Source organism: Paracoccus suum (assembly GCF_003324675.1).
GTDB classification, from domain to species: Bacteria; Pseudomonadota; Alphaproteobacteria; order Rhodobacterales; family Rhodobacteraceae; genus Paracoccus; species Paracoccus suum.
The window spans coordinates 1,344,315-1,366,000 of record NZ_CP030918.1 but is presented as its reverse complement, the minus strand read 5'-3'; the positions used below and the strand labels follow the sequence as shown (position 1 = coordinate 1,366,000).

Below are 21,686 nucleotides of genomic sequence, written 5' to 3'. Positions count from 1 at the left end.
TCGGCTGAATACCTCTAGCTCGCCTTGCTCGCCTCGCCGGTGATGGCGCGGGCGACCTCACGCAGGACCATGGCACGCAGCTCGCGCGACATCCCGGGATCCACCAGTTCCTGACGGATAACCTCGCGGATCATGCCGCTAAGGATCGAACCGCTCACGGCATCTTCAGTCTCGGCGCCGTTCGTGTTGATTGGATCGCCGGTCGGCTGGGTGGGGGCATAGGCGTTCATCGCAGTCTCCAGCAAGACGGTTTCGCTCAGGGCGGGAATGGGCTCAGCCGCCCTCTCGGCGGACACGGACGGGTGCAGGGCATCGCTGTTGAACTGCGGCAATTCGGCCGGGGGGACGCCGTGCAAAGGATTGGTTGGGCGATCCGCGATCGTCTCGACACAATCTTTGGTATCAGCCAGTTGCGCGGAGGCCTCCGCCGCGGCCTCCCGCGTCGAGAGGAGGGTCGCCGATTGATCAGACTCCGTTGGGTCCGACGCCCCCGCGCGCTCCACCTCCCTCAAGGGCGCCACCAATTCGCTGCGCCCCAGGCGCAACGGCCCAGGGCCCGGCGGTTGACGGCGCGTCCAGCTTTGCGCGCGCACCAGAAGCTCGTCACGGTCAGCTTGAACGGGGGGCGTGCTCACCCAGCCGAGGCCGGATCGGCTGGAAGGAACCTCGGGCGACGCGGCCGGCCGTGGGCCCACCGCCTCCAAACGGAGGACGGCCGCCCGGTCCGTGTCGGGCACCGGGTCTTGCGCAATCATGCTGCGGATGGAGGCCAGAACGTCACCGATATTCTCGGACAACTGGCTGGCCGAGGGGCCGCGCGGCGCGGCAGCTTCGGTCATGCCCGCGACCCGGGCGTGACACGAAGCGCAGGATTACTTGCCGATGGCGCGCAGGACTCGATCGAGGTTCTTGCCTTGCACGCTGGTGTAGGGGGCGTCGCGGACCGCGCTGTAGTAGGCCGATGGGTCATAGGTGGGAATTCCCAGCTTCAGGTTTTCTACCGTCAGCAGACCCATAGCAGCCAATAGTTGATAATGAGCTAATTGCAGGTTGGCTTCTGCAGTAATCTTGTTCGCCCGCGCCTCGAGAAGGGATTGCTCGCTGTCGAGCACGTCCAGAGTGGTCCGCGCGCCCAGTGTCGCCTCCTCGCGCACGCCCTCATAGGCCTGTTGCGCAGCGACGATCTGTTCGTTGATGGCACTGATCTGCGCACGGGCCACGTCGATATTGGCCCAGGAGACCCCGACCGACTGGGCGACGTCGCGCGCGCTTTGCAGCAGGGCGGCGCGCGCACGATCGCGGTTGGCCATTGCCTTGCGATGCGCGGACGACAGACGTCCACCGGAATAGATGGTCTGCGAAAGGGTCAGCCCGACATTGGCGCCCTTGATCAGTTCGTCATCGCGCGACTGCGAGGAATCCTGCGCATAAACCGAGGCCGAGCCCTTCAGCTCGGGCCGGCGCTCGGCTGCGGCGGCTGCAACCTGCACCTCGGCCGCGGCGACATTGCGCTGGGCAAATTCGACGGCCGGATGGCTGCGTTGGGCAATCGCCTGGGCTGCGGTCACCGATTTCGGCAGGGTCGGCAGCTTGGGCGGGGCACTGAGATCACCCGGCGCCTTGCCGGTCGCGGCCTTGTAGCTTTCGACCGCGACGGCAAGATTGCCCTTTGCAGTGGCAAGCTGGGCCCTCGTCTGGGCCAGCTGCGCCTCGGCCAGCGACACGTCGGTCACGGTGATTTCCCCGACCTCGTAGCGATCGTTCGCCGCGCGCTCCTCCTCGGACAGCACGCGGACCGAGTTTTCCTGCAGCGCAACCTGCTGGCGCTGGCTGCGCACGTTCAGATAGGCCTCGACCGCTTGCAACAGAATGTTCTGCTCGACGCTGATCAATTGGGCGCGGGTGGCAAGTACCAGTTCTTTCGCGGCGTCGATGGCCAGCTGGCTGCGGCCCCAGTCATAGAGGGTCATTTCGGCCACCAGGCTGGCGGTCAACGAACGACTCTCGGCGTTCTGCACTTCCTGGAACTGATGCTGGACGGTCCAGCCAATGACTGGCCGCAGGGCGGCCATGGCACTGGCGACATCCTCGTCCGCAGCGCGCAGGACGGCGCGGTTCTGATCCAGCAGCGCAGCATGGCGATAGGCCGCAACCATCGCATCGGCAAGGCTATCAGCGCTGGCGGGCAGCGCAGCCACGACGGCCAATGCCGTCCCGAGGGCGAGCTTGCGCAGGCGGCGCGCCGCGCCGGCGACCCGATGACGGATTTCTGGCATCGTTCTTTCCTTTCCGCTGGGTCGCGACACTGGGCGACCTCGCCGCGGTTACAGCGTGAAGCCGCGCTGACGGGCAAAGCCGGCCAGCAACGGTGCATGGGCATTGAACTGATCGCGCCAAGTGATCTCGCCGCCCGATTTCAGGCCGATGCGGACCACCCCGAGGGCGCCCTGGTGAAACAGCGCGGCGATCCGGCCACCTTCGCGCAGCTGGGATGTCAAGGAATCGGGCACCACCTCGACTGCGCCGCCGCTGACGATCATGATGTCATAGGGCGCCTGGGCGTCCCAGCCCTCGGTAAGCGGACCCTGGACCACGGCGACCGTCTCGGCCCCCGCCTCGCGCAGCGCCCCTTCGGCCGTGGCGACAGCCCCGGCCTCGTCCTCCAGCGCCACGACCGCGCCGGCGATCCGGCCTAGAACGGCTGCCGCATAGCCGTTGCTGCAGGCCACATCCAGCACCAGATCCTCGGGCCCCGGATCGAGGCCGTCGATCATCTTGGCGAGCGTGCGCGCCTCGAGCATCACCCGGCCGCCCGGCAGGGACAGGTTCTCGCCGACATAGGCGACTGATCGGCGCGGGGCGGGCACGAACAACTCGCGCGGGATAGCCAGCATCGCCTCGATCACCGGAAAGCGGGTGACGTCACTGGGCCGCACCTGGGTGTCCACCATGGTGGTGCGGGCCTGGGCGAAATCGAGCATCGGTCGCGGTCTCCGGCAGTTCGGCCCCTGTTGTGCCACAGCTTCCGTGGGTCGGCAACGGAAGGTGGACGGTTCCGGCGCCCACAATTCGGTACAGGTGCAAGGTCCGCTTGCAAGGCGGCGGTGCATCCTCTATCCGTGCCGCACCTCGACGGCGGTGGGTTGGCGGAGAGGTTACGCACCGGATTGCAAATCCGTGAAGACCGGTTCGATTCCGGTACCCACCTCCAATTTCCTTCTTTTCTGGCGATCTCCTGAAAGTGCCACGGTGAGCGCGGTGGATTTCATTGCACCGCATGCCCAGACCATGGGGTCGCTTGGCTTGCCACACGGGGTCACAGCGTGCGCTTCCCCACCCCCATGAAATGACGCTACGTTCGAGCGCCGGCGTATTCCCCTAAATCCTCCCACCCGGGACCATGCTTGCTTTGCCCCGGTGCTGCCACTACCGGTCGAACCGCGGACGCAGCAGACCGGGGTTCAATGATCTACCGCAGCCTGACGCAGATCGCCGGTGTGGGCGCGCGCCTGCTGGCGCCGGTGGCGGGCGAAAATTTTCGTGCGCGGCTGGGGCTCGGACTGCCGGCCCTGCCTGCGGGCGGGATTTGGCTGCATGGCGCCTCGGTCGGCGAGATCGCATCTGCGGCGACCCTGATTGCGGGGTTACGAGAGCGTCACGAGGTGTTTGTCACCGCGAACACGCCGACCGGTTGGGATACGGCGCTGGCGCTGGGGGTCCGCGCAGGCCTCGCGCCGCTGGATACTCCCCAAGCCGTCGCCGCCTTTCTCGATCGCCTGAAACCTCGCCTCGCGATCACCATCGAGAACGAGCTTTGGCCTAATCGCTCGGCCGCCCTCGCGCGCCGGGGGGTGCCGCAGGTGGTCCTTGGGGCGCGTCTGTCGCAACGCTCAGCCCAGCGTTGGGCAAGATTGGACGGCCTGATCCGGCCGATGTTGGGGCGCCTTAAGGCTGTCTCGGTCCAGGACTACGCGTCCGAGGCGCGCTTGCTGGCACTGGGCCTGCCGCACGCGGCCCTGCTGCCGCGCGCCAACCTAAAGCTGATGGCGCCGGCGCAGACCATGCCTCTGCCGCCGGGTCCGGAGCGGGCACTGACAGTGCTGGCGGCATCGACCCATGCTGGCGAGGAGGCGCTGATCCTGGATGCCGTTACAGCGCTGCGCGCGCGCGGGGTGCCACTGCGCCTGATCGTCGCGCCGCGCCACCCGCAGCGCTTTGACGAGGTCACGGCGCTGATGGCGGCCCGCGGTCTGCCGCCGGCCCGCCGCTCTGCCGGTGCGGGACCTAAGGCGCCGGTGCTGCTGGCGGACAGCATGGGCGAGATGCCACAATGGTACGCCGCAGCCGGCATCTGCCTGACGGGCGGCTCTCTGGTGGAAAAGGGCGGCCACACCCCGTGGGAGCCGGCGGCCCAGTCCTGCGCGATCCTGCACGGTCCGCATGTCGCGAATTTCGCCGGCGACTATGCGACGCTCGACGGTGCGGGGGCGGCGGTGCCGGTCACGACGGCAACGCTCGCCGACGTTCTGGGGCGCCTGCTGGGCCAACCGCAACTGCAGACAAGTCTCGGCGCAAAGGCGCGCGCCATTCTGATCGAGAGCGCGGGCGATCCGTCACAATTGATTGAAATGATCGACACATTTGCCACGGGTTGAGGCTTGTTCCGCCGGCCGGATAGCTGGATGATGGACAACTATCCGACCAGTCAGGTTTGTCATGATCCGCTATGCGCTGCATTGCCCCGATGGGCATGATTTCGAAGGCTGGTTCCGGTCCTCGGACGTATTCGTGCAGTTGCGCGATTCCGGGCAGGTGACCTGCCCGAACTGCGGCGGCGCCAAGGTCGACCGTGCGCTGATGGCCCCGGCCGTCGCCGCCGAAGCTGCCGCCGCCCCAGCAGCCCCTCCGGAGGCCGCGAGCCCGGAGCCGGCGAACCGGATCGAGCGGGCCCTGTCCGAACTGCGGGCCCATGTGGAGGCGAATTCCGACTATGTCGGGATGCGCTTTGTCCAGGAAGCGCGGGCCATGCATGAAGGCCGCGTCGACCCGCGGCCGATCCATGGCGAGGCGCGGATCGAGGATGCGCGGCGGATGATCACCGAGGGGCTGCCGGTCATGCCGCTACCCTTCCGCTCGAAGAAGCGGATGAACTAGGGCCCCTGCGGAGTCAGGTCACAGCCGGTCAGCCGCGTTCATCAAGGCGCACGAAATCGAGGACGCTGCCCCGCCCCGGCTGGATCTGGCCCCAGTCCTCGGCCTCGAAATCGACCACCAGCGTCGCGGCGGTCGGATAGCGGCGAAAGTCAGGGTCCATGGGCGGGCGCGCCGGCAGACTGGCAGCGAAAGCGGCGATGCCCGGGTTGTGGCCGATCACCATGACGGTCGGTGCACTGGCGGTTCGCAACACGTTCAGGATGGTGTCTGGGTCGGCCAGATACAGCGCGGGCTCGTGCCGGATCTGAGGCAGCACGCCCAGCGCAGCGGCGGCAACACCGTCCCAGGTCTCGCGGGTGCGGGCCGAGGGCGAGCACAGCACTTCCTCCGGCTCGTAGCCGCGGCTGGCCAGCCAGTCACCCAACGCCCGGGCCGCCCGTGCGCCGCGGCGGTTCAGCGGCCGGTCCTCATCAGACAGTGCGGGATCGTCCCAGTCGGATTTCGCGTGGCGCGTCAGGATGAGGCGGCGGTGCCCGGCTGGGGTCATGGATCAAACTGCCTCATGTTGAAGAGAAATGGCTTGCAGACGCGAGCCTGCCACAGCCTCGCACCAAGGGGCAAGCGCGCCCTGCGTTACGCTTTGGTTGACGATGAGGGACCCACCCATAGAGACCACCGCCGAGGTGCTGCGCGTCCCGCGACTGGGCAAAACCTGCGCCCGGGCGACTATAGCCCGCGGTCCCCTTGCCGCAGCCCATGCGGCTTCGCGCGCGGCTCGGACGAGCGGATCAGGCTGCCCGCGCCCTGCTCGGTGAAGAGTTCCAGCAGGCTGGCATGCGGCACGCGGCCGTCCAGGATCACGACTGCGCGCACCCCGTCCTCAAGCGCCTTCAGCGCCGTCTCGGTCTTGGGGATCATCCCGCCGGACACCGAGCCGTCGGCGATCATCGCCTTGACCTGGTCCGGGTGCATCTGGGTCAGGACCTCGCCCTCGGCGTTCTTGACCCCGGCGACGTCCGTCAGAAGCAACAGGCGGTCGGCCCGCAGCGCGCCAGCGATGGCGCCGGCGGCGGTGTCGCCGTTCACGTTGAAGGTCTCGTTATCGGCCATTCCGGTGGCCACCGGCGCGATCACCGGGATCAGGCCGGCGAGGTAAAGGTCGCGGATGATCTGCACGTTCATCTCGATCGGGCGGCCGACAAATCCCAGTTCGGGGTCGTCCGCCTCGCAGACCATCATGTCGTCGTCCTTGCCGGAAATGCCGATAGCGCGGCCGCCCGCGTCGTTGATCGCCTGGACGATGCGCTTGTTGACGAGGCCGGACAGCACCATCTCGACCACCTCGACGGTCTCGCGGGTGGTGACGCGCTTGCCGCGGACAAATCGGCTCTCGATGCCCAGTTTGCCCAGCAGTTCGTTGATCATCGGCCCGCCGCCATGGACCACGACCGGGTGGATGCCGACATGCTTCATCAAGACGATATCACGGGCGAATTCGGCCATGGCCTCGTCATCGCCCATGGCGTTGCCGCCGAATTTCACCACCACCACGGCATCCGCATAGCGCTGGATATGGGGCAGCGCTTCGGAAAGCGTGCGCGCAGTCGAGATAAAGTCGCGGTCCATGGTCTGAGCCTTCATCGCCGGTGCCCCTTGCATCGGGGCCGGACCCTAGGGGCGCACCGCGGGGGGTGCAACCGTCACAGCAGGCTGGCGATGGTCGCCCGCAGGGTAGCGAGGCCGTCGGCTTTCTCGGACGAGGTCACGATCAGTTCGGGGAAGGCGGCCGGGTGCTTTTGCAGCGCCTCCTCGACCTGCGCCACGGTCTGGGCCATTGCCTGGGGGCCGATCTTGTCGGCCTTGGTCAGCACCACCTGGAACGGCACTGCCGAGCGGTCGAGCAGGCGCATGATCTCGTGATCGACATCCTTGACGCCATGCCGGCTGTCGATCAGCGCAAAGGCGCGGCGCAGGGTCGGACGGCCCGCAAGGTATTGCTTCAGCAGCGCCTGCCACTTGGCGACCACCGGCAGCGGCGCCTTGGCATAGCCATAGCCCGGCAGGTCGACCAGAAAGCCACGCCCGCCAAGATCGAAGTAGTTGATTTCTTGCGTTCGGCCCGGGGTGTTGGATGCGCGCGCCAACCCCTTTCGGCCGGTCAGGGCGTTGATCAGGCTGGATTTCCCGACGTTGCTTCGACCGGCAAAGCAGACCTCGGGGCGGTCTGCCGGCGGCAGGCCCGGCATCGCGACCACACCTTTGACGAAATCGACCGGCCCGGCGAACAGCAGGCGCGCAGCCTCCTCCTCGGCGGGATCAGGCTGGGGCGCGAGAGGAAAGGCGACCTTCACAGCACTACCACCGAATCGCCGAGCGCGATCTCGCCGCCTGCCTGAACCTCCAGATAGATGCCGAAGTCCTGATGGCCGAACTCGGCCTCCAGCGCGGCAGGCATGTCTCCGTCCAGCCGCCCCGTCGTCGTGTCGGCCGAGGTTGCGGGGCATCTGCCGATCCGCTCAACAACCTTCAGCCGCACCGGGCCGATCTGGATCTGATGCAGGCGCAAGTCGCGCTCGGCCTGGGCCGGCCAGCCGCGGACCCACAGGTTGGCGCGCCAGCGGTCCACACCCAGCGGACGGCCGAGTCCCGCCTCAAGGTCGTCGAGGCTGTCGAGCGACAGCAGCGACAGCCAGGGTTTCTTGGTGTCGGTCAGCGGCAGCGGCCCGCTGACGAGGCGCACGGGCGGCGCCTTGCCCGTGCTCGCCCACAGCGGGGCGACCCAAGCCAGCAGCGGCGCCTCGTCGCCATCGGGATCAAAGACCAGCGGCGGCAGGTCGGGATGGGTCAGATGCAGTCTGCCGTCCGGACCCCAGCCGCCGCGGATGGCTTGCAACTCGGGGCTCGCCGCGCCGCGCAGAAAGGCTGACTTGGGCAGCCACTTGGTCAGCACCTCGCCATCCAGATGATTAGCGGCATCGGCATGCAGCACGCCAAAGCGCCGGTCGCCGGGCAGCGCCTGCCCGGCGGTCAGCGTCACCCGGTCGAGAGTCTGGCCGCCGATCGACTTGACCGGATAGCGCGCGATCCGTTCCAGTCGGGCGGCCGGCAGGCTCACTTCTTGGGTGCCTTGGCTGGTGCGGTTTTCTTGCGATTGCCGAAGATGTTGCCGAACAGGTCCGGCGGGTGCCCGTGCATCGACATGATCGTGTACTGCTGCAGGATCGTGATGGTGTTGTTGGTGATCCAGTACAGCACCAGCCCGCTGGCAAAGCTGCCGAGCATGAACATGAACAGCCACGGCATCCAGGCAAAGATCATCTTTTGCGCCGGGTCGGCCGGGGCCGGGTTCAGCTTTTGCTGCACCCACATGCTGATGCCAAGAACGATGGCCAGCGCCGGCAGCGACAGCATGTGCAGCATGCTGCCTGGCTGTGGCGTGGCAAAGGGCAGCAGCCCGAACAGGTTCAGAACCGAACTGGGATCGGGCGCCGACAGGTCGCGAATCCAGCCGATCCACGGCGCTTGCCGCAGCTCGATCGTGACGAAGATCACCTTGTAGAGACTGAAGAAGATCGGGATCTGCAGCACCACCGGCAGGCAGCCCGCCGCCGGGTTGACTTTCTGGCTCTTGTAGAGGGCCATCACCTCTTGCTGATACTTCATCCGGTCGTCGCCGGTGCGCTCCTTGATCGCCTCCATCTGCGGCTGCAATTCCTTCATCCGCGCCATCGAGATGTAGGATTTGCGCGCCAGGGGGAAGACCAGCAGCTTCAGAACGAAGGTCAGGGCGATGATCGACCAGCCCATGTTGCCGATGAAGCCGTGCAGCCAGTGCAGGACGGCAAAGATCGGCTTGGTCAGGAAGAAGAACCAGCCCCAGTCGACCGCATCGACAAAGCGGTCGATGCCGGGCGAGGCCTGATAGGCGCGCAGAACGTCCACCACCTTGGCCCCGGCGAACAGATAGCCTGCACTGTCGGTCCGGGTCCCCGGTTCGACCGTCAGCATCGGCAGCCGCGCCTCCGTCTGGAAGATGTCCGCGCCGGGCGCGTATTTGACCACCTGGGTGAAGCCCTGCCCCGGGGCGGGGGCCAGGGTCGTCATCCAATACTTGTCGGTAAAGCCGATCCAGCCGTTCTCTTTGACTTCGCGCACGTCGGCCGGGCCCTCGGCGCCGACCGGATCGAGCTTGACGATGTTCTTGTATTTCTTCTCGATCAGCTCGCCATCGGCCATGCCGACCGCGCCCTCGTGCAAGACAAAGTAGTTTTGCGTGTCGGGTTTGCCGTGCCGGGCCAGGATGCCGTAGGGCGAGGCTGAGAACGCGGTATCGCCCTTGTTTTCCAGCGACTGCGTGACCGTGAACAGGTAGCGGTCATCGACCTCGAAGGTGCGGCGGAAGATCTGGCCAGCACCGTTGTCCCAGACCAGCGTAACAGGCTTGCCTGGGGCCAAGGTGCTGCCGCTCTCGACCTGCCACAGAGTGGCCGGGCTCGGCACCAGAGCCGCATCGACACCGGGACCCGGCAGCCAGCCATAGATGGCATAGTAGGGCTTCGTCGGCGGCACATCCGGCTGCGCATCGGGGGCCAGGGCCGGAACGGCCGCAGGCTCGCGCGGGCCCGAGGTCGGCGAGAGCAGCCGCACCAGCGGCGAATTGGGATCCAGCGTCTCGCGGTAATTCTTGAGTAGCAGGTCGTCGAGCCGCCCGCCCGCCAGCGAGATGCTGCCGCTGAGCGATGGGGTGTCGATGGTCACGCGCGGTGCGGTGGCCGTGGGATCGGCTGCGCCGGCGGGGGCAGTAACGGTGCCGGGGGTCGCGGCAACGGTGCCGGGTGCCGCAGTGGTGGTCGCTGCGGGCGCCGCAGGCTCGGTCCCGGCGGTCTGCGCGGTCTGGGTCGGTGCGGGAACCGGCGGCTGCGTCTGTGGGGCAAACATCGTGTACCAGACGACGACCACCAGAAACGACAGCACGGTCGCAAGGATCAGATTGCGGTTATTGTCATCCATCCTGACGAACGGCCTTCATGTCTGGGGAATCCGCGCCGTTCAACAGAAGGGGGGGCGGAAGGTCAAGCGAAGTTTGGCCGTCACTGCCGGCGGGCATCGCTGCCGTGGGCTGCGCCGCGCCCATCAACGCCGCGAAATCAAACAGGCACGGGTCGGCCAGATGCGAGGGCCGCACGTTCATCAGGGCCCGGAACATGACCTGACGTCGCCCGGGGGTGCGCGCCTCCCATTCGTCCAGCAGGCGCTTGACCTGCACCCGCTGGAGCCCCTCCTGGCTGCCGCAAAGATCGCAGGGGATGATGGGATAGCCCATCGCGCGGGCGAAGTGCTCGCAATCTGCCTCGGACACGAAGGCGAGCGGGCGCAGCACGGTCAGATCGCCCTCCTCGTTCAGCAGCTTTGGGGGCATCGCCGCCAGCCGCCCGCCGTGAAACAGGTTCATGAAGAACGTCTCGAGGATGTCATCGCGGTGATGGCCAAGAACCACGGCCGCGCACCCCTCCTCGCGGGCGATGCGGTAGAGGTTGCCGCGGCGCAGACGCGAGCACAGGCTGCACATCGTCCCGCCCGGCGCGATCTTGTCCATGACGATGGAATAGGTGTCCTGGTATTCGATCCGGTGTGCGACGCCGCGGTCGGTCAGAAACGCCGGCAGCACGGTCGCGGGAAAGCCGGGCTGGCCTTGGTCGAGGTTGCAGGCCAACAGATCCACGGGCAGGACCCCGCGCCACTGCAATTCGTGCAGGATCGCCAACAGCGTATAGCTGTCCTTGCCGCCCGACAGGCACACGAGCCAGCGATCGCCGGGGCGAACCATGCCGTAGGTATCGATCGCCGAGCGCACCTCGCGCACCAGCCGCTTGCGCAGCTTGCGGTACTCGGTCGAGGTCGGGGCACCGCGAAACAGCGGGTGAATCTCGCCCCTGCCCTCGTCCAGATCGCCTGCCAGATCGTCCATCATGCCCCCGGCTTGCGAAGCGGCGGGACCGGATCGAACCCTGATCCGCCCCAAGGATTGCAACGCGCCAGCCGCCGCAAGGTCAGCCAGCCGCCATAAAGGCCGCCATGCAGCCGCAGCGCCTCGAGGGCATAGGCCGAGCAGGTCGGCTGGAACCGGCAGCCATGGCCCAGCCACGGCGACAGCAGCAGCCGGTAGGCATGGACCGGGGCGGCCAAGATACGGGCGAGCGGGCTCATGCCGCGGGCGCGCCGTGGATGCGTGCCAGAGCGGTATCGAGATCGGTGCGCAGGGCGGCAAACTCGCGATCCACCGTCGCGCCGGGGCGACCGACCAGGACGTAGTCCCAGCCCGGTTGCCCGGCGCGCGGCAGGATCGCCCGCGCAATCTCGCGCAGGCGGCGCTTGGCGCGGTTGCGGACAACGGCGTTGCCGATCTTTTTCGAACAGGTATAGCCCACCCGAACGCCACTTCCCGCAGCCTCGTCGCTGCGGCGCTGCCTGGCCTGCAACAGGAAACCGGGCGTCCCCTGCCGGCGGGCCGAGGCCGCGCGCAGGAAATCGGCCCGCATGGTCAGGGTGGTCAATGCGAAAGCCCCCGCTCCGGCCGGGCCAGCCGGACCTTCGGGGTCATCGGCATGGAGCGGCGGAATCGGGGGCATCTTTTGTCTCGCTGACAGCGCCGGGGCACGGGGCCGCTCGGCAGCAGGCCTTACGCGCTGAGGACCTTGCGGCCCTTGGCACGGCGGGCGTTCAGAACCCGGCGACCACCCTTGGTCGCCATGCGGGCGCGAAAACCGTGGCGGCGTGCGCGCACCAGGTTCGACGGCTGGAAAGTGCGTTTCATCTGTCTTACTCCGGTAACTCAGTGCGGCGGCGCGAGGTCTGGGCATGGACCACTGGGGATCGCCCACGCAGGCGCGAATAGGGGATCGCCCACGCAGGCGCGAATAAACGAAGCCCGGCAGATAGTCAGAGGGCGCAGATAAGTCAAGCGCGACATCCGCCCGGAACCGGGCGAGATCGCGGCAGTTTGGAAGGCACCACGGCCCGGCAGCCGCGTGCCATGGAGACGCGCCAGAGAACGATGAGATTCAACACGCTCTCGGGACGGTTTGCGGTTTTGACCGCCGCCTTCGTCATGCTGGCGGAGGTGTTGATCCTCATACCCTCGCTGTCGAATTTTCGGATCGACTACCTCGAATCGCGGCTCGAGCGCGCGCAGATCGCCAGCCTCGCCCTGCTGACAACCGACGATGCCCTCGCCGCGGATCTGGAGCAGGAGCTGCTGCAGAATGCTGGCGTCTATAACGTCGTGCTGCGGCGCGATGACGTTCGCCAGTTGGTGCTGTCCTCGCCCATCCCGGCGCCGGTTGCGGCGACGTATGATCTGCGCCGCACTTCGTTCTGGACCGGCGCGCGCGATGCGATGCTGCGCCTTCTCACCTCGAAGGAGGAGGTGATCCGCGTCATCGGCGCCCCCGTTAACGGCGCCGGGCAACTGATCGAAATCACCATGCCCAGCGGCCCGCTGCGCACCGGGATGATCGACTTTGGCGTGCGGGTTCTGGCGATCTCGGCCATGTTCTCGATCCTGACGGCGCTATTGCTGAACCTCGCGGCGCAGCGGCTGATTCTGGTGCCGATGCGGCGCGTCATCACGCATATGGTCGCCTTCGCCCAGGCACCCGGCACCAGCGACGCGATCATCCGTCCTGATGCCCCTACCGCCGAGCTGCGCGAGGCAGAGACCGCCCTGGCGCAATTGCAGACCAACGTCCAATCCTCGCTGCGCCAGCGCGAGCGGCTGGCCAACCTCGGCGAGGCGGTGGCCAAGATCAGCCACGATCTGCGCAACATCCTCGCCACTAGCCAGATCTTTGCCGACCGGCTGGAGGACAGCGCCGATCCCGCGGTGCGCCGGGCTGCACCCAAGCTGGTGAATTCGATCCGCCGGGCTATCAGCCTGTGCGAGACGACCCTCGCCTATGGCAAGGCCGAGGAGCCCGCGCCGACGCTGACCCGCTTCAACCTTGCCAAACTTGTCGCCGAGGTCGCCGAGGCGGAATCGCTGGCCGCGAGCGATGGCCGCGTCGAGGTGCTGACCGACGTGCCCGCAGGGCTGAACATCCGCGCCGACCGCGACCAGCTCTATCGCGTGCTGTCGAACCTGGCCCGCAACGCCCGCCAAGCGATCGAGGCGACCGGCAAGCCCGGCACGGTCGAGATCGGCGCCGGTGAGGACGAGGCGCTGTGGTGGATGCGCGTCGGCGACACCGGCCCCGGCCTGCCGGAGAAGGCACGCGAGGCCCTGTTCAAGCCCTTCGCGGCGGGCGGCCGCAAGGGGGGCACCGGCCTTGGCCTCGCCATCGCCGCCGATCTGGTGCGCGGCCATGGCGGCCGGCTGGAGCTTGCGCGCAGCGACGCCGAAGGCACTCAATTCATGTTGTACCTGCCGCGCGACCTGCAATCGACATACCCGGTGGATTAGCCCTTGCGCCCCCCCGCGCCAAGCACTACATCCCGCCACCGACGGACCCGTAGCTCAGCTGGATAGAGCATCAGACTACGAATCTGAGGGTCGGGCGTTCGAATCGCTCCGGGTCCGCCATTTGAAACAAGGGCTTGGGCATAATTGCCTTGGCCCTTTTTTCTTGCGAGCTGACAGCGCCGCCCGTTTTTCTTCGATGGGCGTCCTGCGCCCCTCCGACTGTCTCTCCGGCCGCCCCTCAACCCATCTTTTGTTGGCTTCGCATGCTGGCGATCACAATCCCCAGCGCGATAACGGCGAGCGCGGCGTAGAAAATCCCCACCGCGCGATAAAGACCGTCATACCCGACCTGGCCAATTAAAGGCTGGCTTAGGATGGGGGACATGAAATGCCCGAAGAACATACTGGCGGTGGTCATGCCCGTTACGCGGGCACGCAAGCGAAGTTGGGCGATCTGCAGGGCCGAAGCCATGATGTTCGGCATCATCATCCCAAGGCCGCAGCCCATGACCGCGAGACTCGCCACCAATCCTGCGAAGGAATAGGCGAAGGACAGGGCGACCGCGCCCGCTGCCATCAGGCTGAACGCACCGGCAAAGACCTCGACCGTACTCGCCCGGTTGCGGACCCGCCCGTAGGAGAGTGCTGCGATTGCCGCCACGAGATTGAATATCCCGATCAGGATGCCGACGGTCCGCGCACTGGGATAACCGAGATCCTTCAGATAAAATGAAAGCTGGGTCGGCACGGTATAAAACAGCGCGTTCGCGAGGAAGGCAGTCAGGCACAGCACGGCCAGAAGGGGCCAGTTCTGGTCGCCCTCAATTCCGCCGGAAAAAGTTGCGGCGCGCTGCGCCCTGGCCGGTTCGCGCAGGACCGTCATGACAGCGACGGCTATCGGCAGGGCGAGCCCATAGATCAGAAACGGCGCGCGCCAGTCGAGGTCGGCCAGAAAACCGCCGCCCACGACAAAGATCACGCCGCCGATCTGGGTGAACGCCTGTTGCAGGCCGAAAAAGCGCGACCGCGCCTCTCCCTCGAAATTGTCGCCGACCAGTGCGGTTCCAACCGTCATGACCGCACCGACCGCAAGGCCGAAAAACGCACGGCTTACGAGGATGCCAAGCAGGCTTTGGGAAACCCCGCCCGCCAGGCCGGCGGCCGCGTAAAGCAGGATCGAGACCAGCAGCAGGCGTTTGCGGCCGTAACGGTCGGCCAACGCGCCTGCAATCGGAGCCGAGATCACGACGAAAATGGCCGGCAAGGTCAGCACCATGCGGCTCATCAGTTCGACGTTCGCCTGACCCTCGAACGCCTGCCGTATCGCAGGAAGCGCGGGCGCGACGACCGTTCCTGACATGATGGTCAGCGTCGCCACGGCCAACAACGTCGCTTTCAGGGCCCAGGATGGATCGGTTCGATGTTGCTCCACGATTACGCCGCCTTGTCGTAAGGCTGGGCCGCGCGCGCGGCTTTCAGCGCCTGGGTCCACCAGAAAAGCTTGTCCAACATGAGGGCCAGCGCCGTTTCCGCCTCCGCGGGCGGATTGAACTGGCCGTTCTCCTCCCGGTACTGCCATGCATTCGGGAAGCTAACCCCATCGCGTATACTGACGGTGTGAAGCTCTGCGAAGACCTGCCGCAGATGCTCGACCGCGCGTAATCCGCCCGAGACACCGCCATAGGACACAAAGGCGACGGCCTTCGCCTGCCACTCACCATAGGCCAGGTCTAGTGCCGCTTTCAGCGCGGCGGGATAGCTGCGGTTATATTCCGGCACCAACACGATGAAGCCATCGGAACGGCCCAGAACCTCACGCAATTTGATGGCCGAAGGCGTGTCGGATTTGTGCCGGACCGAGGTATCCATCTCTCGTGGGTCGATGATTTCAATCGTGACATCGGGGTGCTCTTCAAGCCGGCTCAGCAACCAGGCGCCAATCACATCGCCGAATCGCCCCTCGCGGGCGCTGCCATAGATCACGCCTATCTTCAGTTTGGAGGAAGTCATGGAACAGTCCTTTTAACCAGTTCCATGACTTGATAGGACCTCAACTATACTTGAGGTCAAGGGCAAAAATGGAACAGGCAACCCAGCGCCTTCCCAAGCGCGATCTGTCCGTGGGCGAAGTGGCGAGGCGGGCCGGCGTGCCTGTCTCGACCGTTCATTTCTACGAGCAGGAGGGCTTGATCCAAGGCTGGCGCACATCCGCAAATCACCGACGCTATGACCGCTCTGTCCTCAGAAGGATCGCCATCGTCCGCGTCGCGCAGCGCGCCGGGGTGCCGCTCAAAGAGATCGAGACCGCCCTGTCCTCTCTGCCCGGTCAGCGGATACCGACCCAGGAGGATTGGGAGAGACTTGCGACAGGGTGGTACGAGCAACTGACCGACCGCATCGAGAGTCTGGTCCGGCTGCGCGACCAGATGACCACCTGCATCGGCTGCGGGTGCCTTTCCACGCGCGATTGCCCGCTTCGCAACCCCCACGACAAGCTCGGGGAAGGTAACGTCGGGGCGGTGCTGCTGGAAGGCATCGCGGAAAGATCACCGTGAAAGCTGGAGCCCTGGCGCGCCATATCGCACCACAGCACGTCCTCAGTACCTGCCGTGACGGCCCAGCGGTGCAGAGGGAGCGGATCGCGCGCCTGCCCTGAACCGCGATCCGCGGCGCCCGTTCTGAGCTACGGCCAGTTCAGTCGCCTGCCGCGGTGCTGCTACTGTGACAGCCGCAGCGCCTCGTTCAGCACGCCTGTCACCGCCGGGCGCAGGCTGGGCTCGCCGCGTTCGCGGGCGAGGTCCATTGCCGTGCGCACGGCCGCCAGGTCGATCTGCCGGATCACATTCTTGACCGGACCGATCGAGGCCGGGCGCATCGACAGGCGGCGGATGCCGAGGGCGGCGAGGGTAACTGCCTCGACAGGGCGGCCCGCGTCCTCGCCACAAAAACTGAGTTGTGTTCCCGCATCGGCGCAGCGGGAAATAATCTGTTCGATCAGCGACAGGAACGAGGTGTTCATGGTGTCGTAGCGGCGGCGCACGCGCTCGTTCTCACGGTCGGCGGCAAAGAAGAACTGCTTCAGGTCGTTGCCGCCGATGGACACGAAATCGCAGGCCTCGAAAAAGCTGCGCGGGGCAAAGGCGATGGAGGGCGTCTCGATCATGGCACCGACGCGGACGTCGGTCGGCAGGGGCCGGCCCATCGCGGCCTCGCGCTCCAGATAAGACATCAGCATGGCGCGGGCTGCGACGAACTCGGTCGGATCGGCAACGAAGGGGAACATGACCTGCAGCGGCCGGTCCACGGCGGCACGGATCAGCGCCTGCAACTGCATCCCCAACACGCCCCGCTTGTCGAGGCCGACGCGGATGGCGCGCCAGCCCATCGCCGGGTTCGGCTCGTCCTGGGGCTTCATGTAGGGCAGCACCTTGTCGCTGCCGATGTCGAGGGTGCGGAACACCACCGGGCGGCCGAGCGCGTTGTCGATGACCCGGCTGTAGAGACCCGCCAGTTCGGTCCGGCGCGGCACGCGGGTGCGGGTCAGGAACTGCAATTCGGTCCGGAAAAGACCGACGCCCTCGGCGCCCGAGCCCTTGAGCGAGGGCAGGTCCGCCATCAGGCCGGCGTTCATGTATAGTTCGATCCGGGTGCCGCACAACGCTTCGGCCGGCAAATCGCGCAGGCTGGCATAGCGCGTGCTGGCGGCTTCCTGCATGGCCAGCTTGTCGCGGAATGCGGCCGCAACGCTGTCCTCGGGCCGCAGGTGGACGATGCCGGTGTCGCCATCGACCAGGATGGGATCGCCGTTCAGCGCCTCGCGTGTGATGCGGCTGGCGTGGATCACCAGCGGGATCGCAAGGCTGCGCGCAACGATCGCCGCATGGCTGCCGACCGACCCCTCCTCCAGGACCACGCCGCGCAGCTTGCGGCCGTATTCCAGCAGCTCGGCCGGTCCGATGTTGCGCGCGACCAGAATGGGGTTGGCGGGCATCTGGGCGCCGGTGTCGCGCCCCTGCCCCGTCAGGATCCGCAGCAGACGGTTCGACAGATCGTCGAGGTCATGCAGCCGGTCGCGCAGATATGGGTCGGCCACACTCTCCAGTCGGGCGCGGGCGGTGGACTGCTCCTTTTCCACCGCGGCCTCGGCCGACAAGCCGCGCTCGATGTCCTCGGACATGCGCCGCATCCAGCTTTTGGAGCGGGTGAACATCCGAAACGTCTCGAGAACCTCGTTGTGATCCCCCTCGCCTATGTCGCTCTGGTCCAGCAGCGCGTCAATCTGGGCACGCAGTTGCGCGACGCCTTCCTCGAGCCGGGCCTTCTCGCGCACCGGGTCGTCGCCGACCGGGTTGGTGATGACCACGCGCGGCTCGTGCAGCCAGACCCGACCCTCGGCCGCGCCCTCCTGCCCGGTCGCGCCGCGCATCAGGACGGGCGCGCGGTGTGCCTTTGACAGCGCATCGCCGTTGCCAAGGAACGCGCCCAATTCGGCCATTTCGGCAAGCACCATGGCGACCACTTCAAGGCCATAGACCTCGTCATCGGTGAACTCGCGCTCGTCGCGGGACTGCACGACCAGCACGCCCAGCCGCTCGCCCACGCGCTGGATCGGAACGCCGAGGAACGAGCAATACCGCTCCTCGCCGGTCTCGGGCATGTAGCGAAAGCCCTTTTCCGCGGGGGCGTTGGCGGTCATCACTGGCTGGCCACTGCGGGCAACGCGGCCGACCAGCCCCTCGCCGAGGCGTAGCCGGGTGTGGTGGACGGCCTCCGGGCGCAAACCCTCGCTGGCGCACAGCTCCAGAGTCTGGGGATCGCGGAACAGGTAGACCGAGCAGACCTCGGTCGCCATGGAATCAGCGATGTGATGGGCAATCTGGTCCAGCCGCGCCTGGCCGTCGCCGGGCGCCGCAAGCGTGTCCCGCAGCCGTTTCAGCAGCTTGCGGGATTCGCTGTCCTTGCGTTCGGCCATGGTCCTCTCCCCGTGCCATGCCGCGCTACCGGCTAGTGCGTCCGATCGGCGCCCACGTCCGGCCTGTCCAGCTGGAAGGCATCATGAAGCGCCTGCACTGCCAGTTCCATATAACGCCGGTCGATCAGAACCGAAATCTTGATCTCGGATGTCGCGATAACCTTGATGTTGATGTTCTCGTCGGCGAGCGCCTTGAACATACGGGCGGCGACGCCGGTATGGCTGCGCATGCCGATGCCGACCACGCTGACCTTGGCCACGTCATCATCGACCGCAAGATCGTCATAGGCGATCTTGCCGGCCGCGCGGGCCTGCTCCATCGCGTTGCGGGCGCGCCCGACTTGGTTGACCGGGATCGAGAAGGTCATGTCGGTGACCGCGCCCGGGTGATCCTCGTAGTCGCGCTCGCTGATGTTCTGGACGATCATGTCGACATTCACGCCGGCATCCGCCAGCGGCTCGAAGATCGCGGCCGAGATGCCGGGCCGGTCCTCGACCGTGACCAGCGTGATCTTGGCTTCGTCGCGCGAATAGGCCACGCCCGAGACGACCTTGGATTCCATGATTTCCTCCTCATCGCAGACCAGGGTGCCCGAGGTCTCGTCGGTATCCTCGAACGAGGAAAGAACGCGCAGCCGCACCTTGTAGCGCATTGCCAACTCGACGCTGCGGGTCTGCAGGACCTTGGCGCCGAGGGACGCGAGTTCCAGCATTTCCTCGAAAGCGATGCGGTCCAGCTTGCGGGCCTTGCGGGCGATGCGCGGGTCGGTGGTGTAGATGCCGTCAACGTCGGTGTAGATGTCGCAGCGCTCGGCCTCGAACGCGGCGGCGAAGGCGACGGCTGTCGTATCAGAGCCGCCGCGACCCAGCGTCGTCACGCGGCCGTCCGGGGCGATCCCTTGAAAGCCGGCGACCACGGCGACCTTCATGCCCTCGCGGAACTTGGCGTCCAGGTTGTCGCGCGGGATCGACAGGAACCGCGCCGCGCCATGGGCCGAGGTGGTGTTGATCGGCACCTGCCAGCCCTGCCAGCTGCGCGCCGGCACACCCAGTTCCTGCAGCCGCAGGGCCATCAGGCCCGCGGTGATATTCTCGCCGCTGCTGACCACGGCATCATATTCGCGGGCGTCGTAAAGCCGGGAAGTTTCCTCGACATAGCCGACCAGTTCGTTGGTCTTGCCGGACATGGCGCTGACGATGACGATCACCTCGTGGCCGCGCTCGACCTCGCGGCACACCTTTTGGGCGGCATTGGCGATGCGCTCGAGGTCAGCGACCGATGTGCCGCCGAATTTCATCACCAGAAGCGACATGGGCGATGGACCTCTCCGAGGGCAAATGGACGGGCGGGGTTTAGGGGCGCAGGGGGGCGAGGGCAAGGGGCCGCGTCGCTTGCCCTGTCCCTCGCCCTCGCCCTCGGAACGCGGTGGCGCCCGCCGTGAAGCGGGTCTAGCGGTACATTTGCCACCCAGCCGGAGCGCGCGTCGTGACAGCCATCCTTTTCATCGCCACCGTCCTGATCTGGGGCAGCACCTGGATCGCCATCAAGATGCAGGTCGGATTCTCCGAGGTACTGACGGCGGTGTTCTGGCGCTTCGCCCTCGCAGCCGTCGTGACCGTCCTCGGGATGGCGGCGCTTGGCCGGCTGCGGCTGCCAAGAATGCGCGAGCTGCCCTGGCTGGCGGCCCTGGGCTTTTGCCTTTTCTGCGCCAACTTCGTCTGCTTTTACCACGCCTCGCGCTTTGTGCCCTCGGGGCTGGTATCGGTTCTGTTCGCCACGGCGACGCTGTTCAACGCGGTCAATGCCCGCCTGATCTATGGCGAGCGGATCACGACGCGCATGATCCTCGCGGGTGCTTGCGGCGCACTGGGCGTGCTGCTGCTGTTTCGCGACGAACTTGCGCATGGGCTGGGCGCGCAGGGCGGGCTGGCGGTCGGCCTGGGCCTTTGCGGCACGCTGCTGTTCTCGCTAGGCAACATGATCTCGCGCCGTAACAGCGCGGCAGGGATGCCGGTGGTCTGGGCCAATGCCTGGGGCATGAGCTTTGGCACCGCCTTCCTCGCGGTCGCCGTGCTGGCCAGCGGCAGCAGCTTTGTACCGCCGGCCGATGCCGCCTGGCTGGGCGCGGCGCTGTATCTGGCGATCATCGGATCGGTCGCGGGCTTTGCCGCCTATCTCGGCCTCGTGGCGCGCATTGGACCGTCTCGCGCGGCATATACCACGGTAATCTTTCCAGTGGTCGCCCTGACGCTGTCCTGGCTGTTCGAGGGGTATCACTGGACGCCGGTCGCCGTCCTCGGGCTGGGCCTGGTGATGGCGGGCAACGTCATACTGTTCGCGCGCGCCCCGGCACGCCGGGCGCGTGCGGTAAGGGCGGGCCTCAGTGGCCGAGGATCTGGCTGAGGAACAGCTTGGTCCGCTCGGACTGGGGGTTCTCGAAGAACTCCTTGGGCGTGTTCTGCTCGACGATCTGGCCCTGGTCCATGAAGATCACGCGGTCGGCGACGGCCTGGGCAAAACCCATCTCGTGCGTGACGCACAGCATGGTCATGCCGTCCTCGGCCAACTCGATCATGGTGTCGAGGACCTCCTTGATCATCTCCGGGTCCAGCGCCGATGTCGGCTCGTCGAACAGCATGATCCGCGGCTCCATGCACAGGCTGCGGGCGATTGCGACGCGCTGCTGCTGGCCGCCCGACAGCTGGCCGGGGTATTTGCCGGCCTGTTCGGGGATGCGCACCTTTTCCAAAAAGCGCATCGCGGTTTCCTCGGCCTTGCGGCGCGGCAGGCGGCGCACCCAGATCGGAGCAAGCGTGCAATTCTCCAGCACCGTCAGATGCGGGAACAGGTTGAAGTGCTGGAATACCATCCCGACTTCGGAGCGGACGCGGTCGATGTTCTTGATGTCCGAGGTCAGCTCGATCCCGTCGACGACGATGCGGCCTGACTGGTGTTCCTCAAGCCGGTTGACGCAGCGGATCAGCGTCGATTTGCCGCTGCCGGACGGACCGGCAATGACGATCCGCTCGCCCTTGGCGACATGAAGGTCGATATCGCGCAGGACGTGGAATGTGCCATACCACTTGTTCATCCGGTCGATC

22 protein-coding genes and 2 tRNA genes are annotated in these 21,686 nt (G+C 66.6%); 7 read left to right on the top strand and 17 right to left on the bottom strand.

The window, feature by feature from the left end:
• Positions 1-14 precede the first annotated feature (14 nt).
• From DRW48_RS06660 to DRW48_RS06650, 3 genes are read right to left on the bottom strand one after another with little or no spacing between them, the layout of a single operon-like run.
• Positions 15-839 carry a hypothetical protein gene (locus DRW48_RS06660; RefSeq protein ID WP_114075730.1) on the bottom strand — a complete coding sequence of 275 codons (825 nt, stop codon included), beginning with the start codon at positions 837-839 and terminating at the stop codon, positions 15-17.
• A gap of 33 nt (positions 840-872) precedes the next feature.
• Positions 873-2,276, bottom strand: coding sequence for a TolC family outer membrane protein (locus DRW48_RS06655; RefSeq protein ID WP_114075729.1), 1,404 nt, complete (start codon positions 2,274-2,276; stop codon positions 873-875).
• A 48-nt stretch (positions 2,277-2,324) separates the two neighbouring features.
• A complete protein-coding gene (locus DRW48_RS06650) occupies positions 2,325-2,981 on the bottom strand; it encodes a protein-L-isoaspartate O-methyltransferase family protein (protein WP_114075728.1) in 657 nt (218 codons plus the stop codon).
• Between the two features lie 156 nt (positions 2,982-3,137).
• Between DRW48_RS06650 and DRW48_RS06645 the strand changes: the two genes are divergently transcribed.
• The 3 genes from DRW48_RS06645 (at position 3,138) to DRW48_RS06635 (ending at position 5,154) form a co-directional block, all read left to right on the top strand.
• A tRNA-Cys gene (locus DRW48_RS06645) sits at positions 3,138-3,211 on the top strand.
• Positions 3,212-3,464: 253 nt separating this feature from the next.
• Positions 3,465-4,655, top strand: a complete 1,191-nt coding sequence (locus tag DRW48_RS06640; protein ID WP_114075727.1) for a 3-deoxy-D-manno-octulosonic acid transferase — start codon at positions 3,465-3,467, stop codon at positions 4,653-4,655.
• 61 nt (positions 4,656-4,716) lie between these two features.
• The gene (locus DRW48_RS06635) at positions 4,717-5,154 is read left to right on the top strand and encodes a DUF1178 family protein (RefSeq protein WP_114075726.1); all 438 of its coding nucleotides are present in this window, start codon (positions 4,717-4,719) and stop codon (positions 5,152-5,154) included.
• 28 nt (positions 5,155-5,182) lie between these two features.
• Here the strand turns inward: DRW48_RS06635 and DRW48_RS06630 are convergent, their stop codons facing one another.
• The 9 genes from DRW48_RS06630 to rpmH form a co-directional block, all read right to left on the bottom strand.
• The gene (locus tag DRW48_RS06630; RefSeq protein ID WP_114075725.1) at positions 5,183-5,701 is read right to left on the bottom strand and encodes a SixA phosphatase family protein; all 519 of its coding nucleotides are present in this window, start codon (positions 5,699-5,701) and stop codon (positions 5,183-5,185) included.
• Positions 5,702-5,880: 179 nt separating this feature from the next.
• Positions 5,881-6,780: an acetylglutamate kinase gene (gene argB, locus DRW48_RS06625; protein ID WP_114077409.1), complete on the bottom strand. Its 900-nt coding sequence runs from the start codon at positions 6,778-6,780 to the stop codon at positions 5,881-5,883.
• A 74-nt stretch (positions 6,781-6,854) separates the two neighbouring features.
• The gene (yihA, locus tag DRW48_RS06620; RefSeq protein WP_114075724.1) at positions 6,855-7,505 is read right to left on the bottom strand and encodes a ribosome biogenesis GTP-binding protein YihA/YsxC; all 651 of its coding nucleotides are present in this window, start codon (positions 7,503-7,505) and stop codon (positions 6,855-6,857) included.
• Positions 7,502-8,269 (bottom strand): MOSC domain-containing protein, encoded by a 768-nt coding sequence (locus DRW48_RS06615; RefSeq protein ID WP_241963399.1) that lies wholly within the window; start codon positions 8,267-8,269, stop codon positions 7,502-7,504. Before DRW48_RS06615 ends, yihA begins: the two co-directional genes overlap by 4 nt.
• On the bottom strand, positions 8,266-10,164 hold the full coding sequence (gene yidC / locus DRW48_RS06610) for a membrane protein insertase YidC (protein ID WP_114075723.1): 1,899 nt from the start codon (positions 10,162-10,164) through the stop codon (positions 8,266-8,268). The genes DRW48_RS06615 and yidC overlap by 4 nt, the downstream gene beginning before the upstream one ends.
• On the bottom strand, positions 10,157-11,101 hold the full coding sequence (ttcA, locus tag DRW48_RS06605) for a tRNA 2-thiocytidine(32) synthetase TtcA (RefSeq protein ID WP_114077407.1): 945 nt from the start codon (positions 11,099-11,101) through the stop codon (positions 10,157-10,159). The genes yidC and ttcA overlap by 8 nt, the downstream gene beginning before the upstream one ends.
• Positions 11,102-11,121: 20 nt before the next feature.
• Complete coding sequence (gene yidD, locus DRW48_RS06600; RefSeq protein ID WP_114075722.1) at positions 11,122-11,361, bottom strand: membrane protein insertion efficiency factor YidD; 240 nt, start codon at positions 11,359-11,361, stop codon at positions 11,122-11,124.
• Entirely contained in the window at positions 11,358-11,783 is a 426-nt protein-coding gene (gene rnpA / locus DRW48_RS06595) for a ribonuclease P protein component (RefSeq protein WP_114075721.1), read from the bottom strand. Before rnpA ends, yidD begins: the two co-directional genes overlap by 4 nt.
• Before the next feature lie 50 nt (positions 11,784-11,833).
• Positions 11,834-11,968: a 50S ribosomal protein L34 gene (gene rpmH, locus DRW48_RS06590; RefSeq protein WP_073061402.1), complete on the bottom strand. Its 135-nt coding sequence runs from the start codon at positions 11,966-11,968 to the stop codon at positions 11,834-11,836.
• Positions 11,969-12,208: 240 nt separating this feature from the next.
• Here rpmH and DRW48_RS06585 point away from each other — a divergent pair, with 240 nt between their 5' ends.
• Both DRW48_RS06585 and DRW48_RS06580 read left to right on the top strand, forming a co-directional pair.
• Entirely contained in the window at positions 12,209-13,612 is a 1,404-nt protein-coding gene (locus DRW48_RS06585; RefSeq protein ID WP_114075720.1) for a sensor histidine kinase, read from the top strand.
• A gap of 43 nt (positions 13,613-13,655) precedes the next feature.
• Positions 13,656-13,732, top strand: a tRNA-Arg gene (locus DRW48_RS06580).
• A 118-nt stretch (positions 13,733-13,850) separates the two neighbouring features.
• On the opposite strand, the gene DRW48_RS06575 is transcribed toward DRW48_RS06580, so the two are convergent.
• Together DRW48_RS06575 and DRW48_RS06570 are read right to left on the bottom strand one after the other, a co-directional pair.
• On the bottom strand, positions 13,851-14,990 hold the full coding sequence (locus DRW48_RS06575; protein ID WP_199286171.1) for an MFS transporter: 1,140 nt from the start codon (positions 14,988-14,990) through the stop codon (positions 13,851-13,853).
• A gap of 56 nt (positions 14,991-15,046) precedes the next feature.
• Positions 15,047-15,622 (bottom strand): NADPH-dependent FMN reductase, encoded by a 576-nt coding sequence (locus tag DRW48_RS06570; RefSeq protein WP_114075719.1) that lies wholly within the window; start codon positions 15,620-15,622, stop codon positions 15,047-15,049.
• 68 nt (positions 15,623-15,690) lie between these two features.
• On the opposite strand from DRW48_RS06570, the gene soxR reads away from it, so the two are divergent.
• A complete protein-coding gene (gene soxR / locus DRW48_RS06565) occupies positions 15,691-16,167 on the top strand; it encodes a redox-sensitive transcriptional activator SoxR (RefSeq protein ID WP_114075718.1) in 477 nt (158 codons plus the stop codon).
• A 161-nt stretch (positions 16,168-16,328) separates the two neighbouring features.
• Here the strand turns inward: soxR and ptsP are convergent, their stop codons facing one another.
• Together ptsP and DRW48_RS06555 are read right to left on the bottom strand one after the other, a co-directional pair.
• Entirely contained in the window at positions 16,329-18,584 is a 2,256-nt protein-coding gene (gene ptsP, locus DRW48_RS06560) for a phosphoenolpyruvate--protein phosphotransferase (protein ID WP_114075717.1), read from the bottom strand.
• A gap of 32 nt (positions 18,585-18,616) precedes the next feature.
• Positions 18,617-19,897 carry an aspartate kinase gene (locus tag DRW48_RS06555; RefSeq protein ID WP_114075716.1) on the bottom strand — a complete coding sequence of 427 codons (1,281 nt, stop codon included), beginning with the start codon at positions 19,895-19,897 and terminating at the stop codon, positions 18,617-18,619.
• A gap of 173 nt (positions 19,898-20,070) precedes the next feature.
• Here DRW48_RS06555 and DRW48_RS06550 point away from each other — a divergent pair, with 173 nt between their 5' ends.
• Positions 20,071-20,988, top strand: coding sequence for a DMT family transporter (locus DRW48_RS06550; RefSeq protein WP_114075715.1), 918 nt, complete (start codon positions 20,071-20,073; stop codon positions 20,986-20,988).
• On the opposite strand, the gene DRW48_RS06545 is transcribed toward DRW48_RS06550, so the two are convergent.
• Positions 20,966-21,676 carry an amino acid ABC transporter ATP-binding protein gene (locus DRW48_RS06545; RefSeq protein ID WP_199286198.1) on the bottom strand — a complete coding sequence of 237 codons (711 nt, stop codon included), beginning with the start codon at positions 21,674-21,676 and terminating at the stop codon, positions 20,966-20,968. The genes DRW48_RS06550 and DRW48_RS06545 overlap by 23 nt on opposite strands.
• Positions 21,677-21,686: the final 10 nt, after the last annotated feature.

Coding starts and splice junctions, on each gene's coding strand:
- DRW48_RS06660 (WP_114075730.1), bottom strand. CDS start 839: ATGACCGAAGCTGCCGCGCCGCGCGGCCCCTCGGCCAGCCAGTTGTCC.
- DRW48_RS06655 (WP_114075729.1), bottom strand. CDS start 2,276: ATGCCAGAAATCCGTCATCGGGTCGCCGGCGCGGCGCGCCGCCTGCGC.
- DRW48_RS06650 (WP_114075728.1), bottom strand. CDS start 2,981: ATGCTCGATTTCGCCCAGGCCCGCACCACCATGGTGGACACCCAGGTG.
- DRW48_RS06640 (WP_114075727.1), top strand. CDS start 3,465: ATGATCTACCGCAGCCTGACGCAGATCGCCGGTGTGGGCGCGCGCCTG.
- DRW48_RS06635 (WP_114075726.1), top strand. CDS start 4,717: ATGATCCGCTATGCGCTGCATTGCCCCGATGGGCATGATTTCGAAGGC.
- DRW48_RS06630 (WP_114075725.1), bottom strand. CDS start 5,701: ATGACCCCAGCCGGGCACCGCCGCCTCATCCTGACGCGCCACGCGAAA.
- argB (WP_114077409.1), bottom strand. CDS start 6,780: ATGGACCGCGACTTTATCTCGACTGCGCGCACGCTTTCCGAAGCGCTG.
- yidC (WP_114075723.1), bottom strand. CDS start 10,164: ATGGATGACAATAACCGCAATCTGATCCTTGCGACCGTGCTGTCGTTT.
- yidD (WP_114075722.1), bottom strand. CDS start 11,361: ATGAGCCCGCTCGCCCGTATCTTGGCCGCCCCGGTCCATGCCTACCGG.
- rnpA (WP_114075721.1), bottom strand. CDS start 11,783: ATGCCCCCGATTCCGCCGCTCCATGCCGATGACCCCGAAGGTCCGGCT.
- rpmH (WP_073061402.1), bottom strand. CDS start 11,968: ATGAAACGCACTTTCCAGCCGTCGAACCTGGTGCGCGCACGCCGCCAC.
- DRW48_RS06585 (WP_114075720.1), top strand. CDS start 12,209: ATGAGATTCAACACGCTCTCGGGACGGTTTGCGGTTTTGACCGCCGCC.
- DRW48_RS06570 (WP_114075719.1), bottom strand. CDS start 15,622: ATGACTTCCTCCAAACTGAAGATAGGCGTGATCTATGGCAGCGCCCGC.
- soxR (WP_114075718.1), top strand. CDS start 15,691: ATGGAACAGGCAACCCAGCGCCTTCCCAAGCGCGATCTGTCCGTGGGC.
- ptsP (WP_114075717.1), bottom strand. CDS start 18,584: ATGGCCGAACGCAAGGACAGCGAATCCCGCAAGCTGCTGAAACGGCTG.
- DRW48_RS06555 (WP_114075716.1), bottom strand. CDS start 19,897: ATGTCGCTTCTGGTGATGAAATTCGGCGGCACATCGGTCGCTGACCTC.
- DRW48_RS06545 (WP_199286198.1), bottom strand. CDS start 21,676: ATGAACAAGTGGTATGGCACATTCCACGTCCTGCGCGATATCGACCTT.